Below are 5,047 nucleotides of genomic sequence, written 5' to 3'. Positions count from 1 at the left end.
GGCGATGTGCCCACCGTCGCTCCGGCGACGCCGACGGTCTCGCCGCCGCAGTCTGCCGCGCCGATCGGCACGGTCATCGCCAGCCCGGGCGGGACGGCGCTGGCCCAGTCGCGCAGCACCCTCGCCGTCCTCGGTGACGACGGCGTGGTGCGTCTACACACCGCACCGGGGGCCGCCGACACCTCACCCCCGCGTGTCGTGGACCTACCCGGCGTGACGGCGGTGATCGCCGACGGCGACGGCTTCCTGGCCGTGTCTCCCACCCAGGTGTCGCGGATCGCCACCGACAGCACTGTCCGCCGCGTCGCCGGCGATCAAGGCGCGGCCATCAGTGTGGCGGTGCGCGGCGACCAAATTCTGGTGGGCACCAGCGACGGCCACCTGCGGGTGCTCTCGGCCAGCGGCCAGCTCCAGCGCGATATCTACGAGTTCGTGCGGGTCGACCAGATTCTCGTGGCGCCAGCGACGTCCGACCTCGATGGCCAAGTGGTGGTACTCGATCGGGCGCAGTCGCTGGTCGCACCGGTCAACATCGACACCGGTGAGCGGCTCGCCGCCCTGCGTGCGGGCAGCGGTGCGACCCTGGCCGTCGACGACTCCTATGGTCGCATTCTGGTCGCCAACACCCGCGACAATGAGGTGCTCGGCTTCTACGGCCAGCCGATCGTGATGCGTTTCCGATTCCCGGTCGCCGCCAGCCCATATGCGATCACCTGGGACGTCGCTCAGAAGCGACTGTGGGTGTCCACGACCGGCGACAACCAGGCCATCGCTTACGACGCCAGTACCGGCGAACTGCGCGAACTCACTCGTATCCCCACCGTCGGCCAGGTCGGCGCGATGGCGACCGACCCCGCCAACGGCATGTTGTACCTGATCTCCCAGCGCGGCGACGGCCTCCAGGTAGTGCCGTCCGCGTTGACCGCAACCGCTCGCTAAACACGTAGAACAGGACGCCAAATCGTGTCGCTCTCCCCCGCTCCGCGCTCGCCCCGCGCACTGTTCGCGGTGAACCGGCTGGTGTATCCGCCGCTGCTCGCGCTGATGTTCCGGGTATCGCCCGAGTCAATCCACCGGATCATCTCGCGTTTCTTGCGGGTCGGCGGCCGTACCCCGGGCATACGGTGGCTGCTCGCCGCGGTCCTCGCCCCACGTGACGACGTGCTGCGCTCCACCGCCTTTGGTGTCGAGTTCCCGTCGCCCATCGGTCTGGCGGCTGGCTTCGACAAGTCCGCCGAGGCGGTCAATGTGTGGGGCCAGCTCGGCTTCGGATACGCAGAGATCGGGACCATCACTGGCCGCCCGCAGCCAGGCAATCCGCAGCCGCGGCTGTTCCGGCTACCCGCCGACAAAGCATTGATCAACCGGATGGGCTTCAACAATCCGGGCGCGCAGGCGGCCGCCGTAAAACTCGCTGATCCTCGTCCCGGACCGCGGCGGGTACCCATCGGGGCAAATATCGGCAAAACCAAAGTCGTGCCTGTCGACGATGCCATCGGCGACTACCGACTCAGCGCCCGGTTGCTCGGCCCACTCGCCGACTTCGTCGTCGTGAACGTCTCCTCCCCCAACACTCCGGGCCTGCGCGACCTGCAGGCCGTCCAGTCGTTGCGCCCGATCCTCGCGGCCGTCCAGGAGGTGGCCGAGGTGCCGGTGCTGGTGAAGATCGCGCCGGATCTTTCCGACGCGGATGTCGATGCAGTCGCCGACCTCGCTGTCGAGCTCGGGCTGGCTGGCATCGTGGCCACCAATACGACGATCTCGCGCACTGGTTTACGGACGCCGGACACCGAGGTCGAGGCGATCGGGGCGGGCGGCCTCTCTGGCCCGCCGGTGCGAGAAAGGTCGCTGCAGGTACTGCGGCGCTTGCACGCCCGCGTCGGCGGCCAAGTGACGCTGATCAGTGTCGGCGGCATCGAAACGGTCGACGACGCCTGGGAGCGGATCCAGGCTGGCGCCAGCCTCCTTCAGGTCTACACCGGCTTCATCTACGGCGGTCCAGTGTGGCTCCGTCAACTCAACGACGGTGTCGCCCAACGCATTCGGGCCGCCGGTTTCACCAGCCTCACCGAAGCAGTCGGCTCGGCCGCCTGACTACTTAACACCAACCTACTCAACACCTACCGAATCAGCGCCTACCTACTTCAGCGCCTGACTATTCGTCGCCTGGCTGCTCGAAAATACCGACCAGCGCGCCGCGCGCGATGGCATGCGGAAACAGGTTGAAGCCGAGGTAGGCCGGGCTCGCACCGTCGGGCAGGTCGAGCGATTCCACATCGACGGCGTGCACAACAAAGAAGTAGCGGTGCGGGCCGTGGCCGGGGGGTGGGCCAGCGCCGACGAACTGGGCCAGACCCGCGTCGCCGCGCAACGTGACCGCGGGCGTTGGGAGGTCCGGGCTGTCGGGCGCTCCCGCATTAGTCGGCAGCGCGGTGACCGAGGCCGGGATGTCCGCGACGGCCCAATGCCAGAACCCGGATGCGGTCGGCGCATCTGGGTCGTAGCAGGTGACGACAAAACTTTTGGTCTCCGCCGGGAATCCGGTCCAGCTCAGCTGCGGCGACACGTCCTGGCCGCCAGCGCCGAGGATCGCCGACGCCTGCGGCCGCGGCAGGGTCTGACCGGCGGAAAAATCGGCCGAGGTGACGCTGATTTCCGGCAGGGCGGGCAGCGCGTCGTACGGATTGTAAGGAGTCATACCCCATGCTTACCCGACGCCGCGCCGCCCCGCTGAGTGCTACGGACTTCAGGCCGCCGGAACGCTGCCCAGCGCACCGTCGAGGATCCCGGTCAGCACACCCGGCAGATCGCCAACGATGCCGGACAGGGAATCGGGCAGGCTGCCGTTGCCGGTCTGACCGGACTCCGGAGCTGAGCGCGGCGTCGCGGACGCGGTCTCGTTGACGATCATCGTCGAGGCATGCTGCGCGGCACCGGTATCGGTGGTCGCGGCGCTCTCGCAGATCACGCTGACTGCATATGACTTCCGGGCCTTGGCCGGTGTGACGGCGAGGGTCTCGACGACCGGCGTGCCGGCCGTCACCTTGACGTCCTTCTTAGTCTCGAGGGTCGCAGTCTTCAGCCTCGCGTGCGCATCCCGGGCCTCCTGGCTCTCGGTTGCCGCGCCAGGCGTATTGATCTGCTTGGCAACCACGTCCTGATCGCTGGCGCTAGCCGCCGGAGCCAGCGCGATGGTGCAAGTCTGCTCGGGAAGTCCCGCGGCGACGGCGACGGTGACCTCGACGTTGCGACCTGCATCCTTCACGATGCCCGTCGCCGTGTGATTGGTGCTGGTCACTGCCGCGCCAGCCAAGCCTGCGGTGAGTCCGGCGGCGGCGAACGCCGCTGCGGCGCCCAGTCCGATTCGAGTGCTGATCCTCATGGCAATTCCACCCCTTCTGTTGGTCTCCGGCCGCCGCACATCAATGGCGGCCAGCATCCACCCTAGAGGAGAAATCACATTAGCACCAACAGTCCCATTAGTAACATTGGCCACAGCCTCGTCGCGCCGACCGCGTCCGTCCAGGAGATCGTCAGCAGCCCCGGGGAACTTTCCAGCCCTCCCGCACCCGATCCGCCGCGGCACTCACCGTCCTCACGGCATCCACGCTGCTGCTCACCGCCTGCACCGGCGACAATCCCGACGACGCTGCGCGGTCGACAACGACCACGAACGCTGCGTCCAGCACCGCCTCGGTCGATGCGACTGTGCTCGACACTGGCACCTACGCAACCAAGCCTCGACCGTACTTCGGCAAACCCGGCGACGACATGATCCTGGAAGTCGAGGGCCAACGGATGGCCGAGTTCGTCCTGGTGCCCTTCGAGATCGACCCGGGCCTGATCGACGGCAAAATGCCGACCGGAGTGATCACCGACAAGGATCAGCTCACGATGATCTTCTCCCCCGAAATGGCGAAGGTCCCGGCCATGGACACCATGATGATGGGCTACGTGAGCACGGCGTCCACCGAAGCATCGGTCGCCAAGTCCGACGCCCGCTCGATGAACAACGTCGCGCTGCGCTTCCTGACTCCGCAAGACGCGACCGCGGCCGCCGAGCAGATGTCCGCGGCCGCCGCAGTAACCGCGGTCTACTCGACGGGAACTCTGCCAGGCTCGCCCAACACCACGTTCGTTCGCGGCCCGGGCCCCGACGGCGGCGAGGTCTGGATGGCCTTCACCGCGACCAGGAGCTTCGTCGTCTACCAGTGGTACGGAGTCGGCGAGACGCAGAACGACAAGTTCGAGTCGACCCTTGTCCGCGGCACCACCGATCGCGTGGCGATGATCAACAAGTTCCCGGCCGCCCCCACCAAGGCCGAGGCCCAAGCCGCCGGTACCACCGGCTCAACCCGTCCACTGATGGACCAGAATCACATCCTGATCTACGCAATCCCGCTACCGGACAGCAAGATCACCCGCAAGGGCACCCTCGGCGCCGCCAAGCGGGCCGTCTACGGACCGCGCGGTATGGCCCATACCTCGACCAATCCCCCGGTCACCTACGAAATGCTGAGGAGCACCGGCTCCACGGCGAACGCAGTCGAGGGTTCGGTGGTGTACCGCGCCGACACTCCCGACGGCGCCACGAAGATCTACAACGAGATCAACGCCGACATCACCACGCGCGGCGGCGCGTCCGCCACGAGCCCGACCGGGCTCCCGCAGGCGACCTGCTCGAAAAACACCACCGCCGGTGGCACCGAGTACCACAGCTGTCTGATCCAGAACGGCCGCTACCTCGGCTACACCGACGGCAAGGAGCTGACCGAAGCGCAGCAGAAGATCTCCGCGCAGTACCTGATCTTCCAACAGGTGGACCAGAATGCCCGATGACTGCCTCCCTGCGAGACGACCACTCCCCGGCCAAGAGCTTTAGGAGCGCAGCAGGAAGTGCTCCAGCACATCGGTGCCGAAGAGCACTGCGTCGACCGGAACACGCTCGTCGATGCCGTGGAACAGTGCGGCGAAGTCCAGTTCGGGCGGCAACCGCAGCGGAGCGAAACCGAAGCAGCGAATGCCGAGGGTCGCGAAGGCTTTCGCG

5 protein-coding genes are annotated in these 5,047 nt (G+C 67.2%); 3 read left to right on the top strand and 2 right to left on the bottom strand.

What is annotated here, in order from left to right; all coding sequences use genetic code 11:
- Both WAW85_RS04525 and WAW85_RS04520 read left to right on the top strand, forming a co-directional pair.
- Window positions 1–939 (top strand): YncE family protein (locus tag WAW85_RS04525; RefSeq protein ID WP_422558453.1); only part of this gene is annotated, 939 nt, incomplete at its 5' end.
- A gap of 24 nt (window positions 940–963) precedes the next feature.
- On the top strand, window positions 964–2,094 hold the full coding sequence (locus tag WAW85_RS04520) for a quinone-dependent dihydroorotate dehydrogenase (protein ID WP_422558452.1): 1,131 nt from the start codon (window positions 964–966) through the stop codon (window positions 2,092–2,094).
- 61 nt (window positions 2,095–2,155) lie between these two features.
- Here WAW85_RS04520 and WAW85_RS04515 read toward each other — a convergent pair whose 3' ends face one another.
- A complete protein-coding gene (locus WAW85_RS04515) occupies window positions 2,156–2,698 on the bottom strand; it encodes a YbhB/YbcL family Raf kinase inhibitor-like protein (protein ID WP_422558451.1) in 543 nt (180 codons plus the stop codon).
- A gap of 48 nt (window positions 2,699–2,746) precedes the next feature.
- Window positions 2,747–3,382, bottom strand: coding sequence for a hypothetical protein (locus tag WAW85_RS04510; RefSeq protein WP_422558450.1), 636 nt, complete (start codon window positions 3,380–3,382; stop codon window positions 2,747–2,749).
- Window positions 3,383–3,708: 326 nt separating this feature from the next.
- Here WAW85_RS04510 and WAW85_RS04505 point away from each other — a divergent pair, with 326 nt between their 5' ends.
- The gene (locus WAW85_RS04505) at window positions 3,709–4,839 is read left to right on the top strand and encodes a DUF7373 family lipoprotein (RefSeq protein ID WP_422558449.1); all 1,131 of its coding nucleotides are present in this window, start codon (window positions 3,709–3,711) and stop codon (window positions 4,837–4,839) included.
- Window positions 4,840–5,047 lie beyond the last annotated feature (208 nt).

The organism is Gordonia sp. (in: high G+C Gram-positive bacteria) (assembly GCF_049299075.1).
In the GTDB taxonomy this organism is placed as follows: domain Bacteria; phylum Actinomycetota; class Actinomycetes; order Mycobacteriales; family Mycobacteriaceae; genus Gordonia.
Note: the sequence above shows the minus strand (reverse complement) of the source record. Positions and strands in the feature narration are given on the sequence as shown.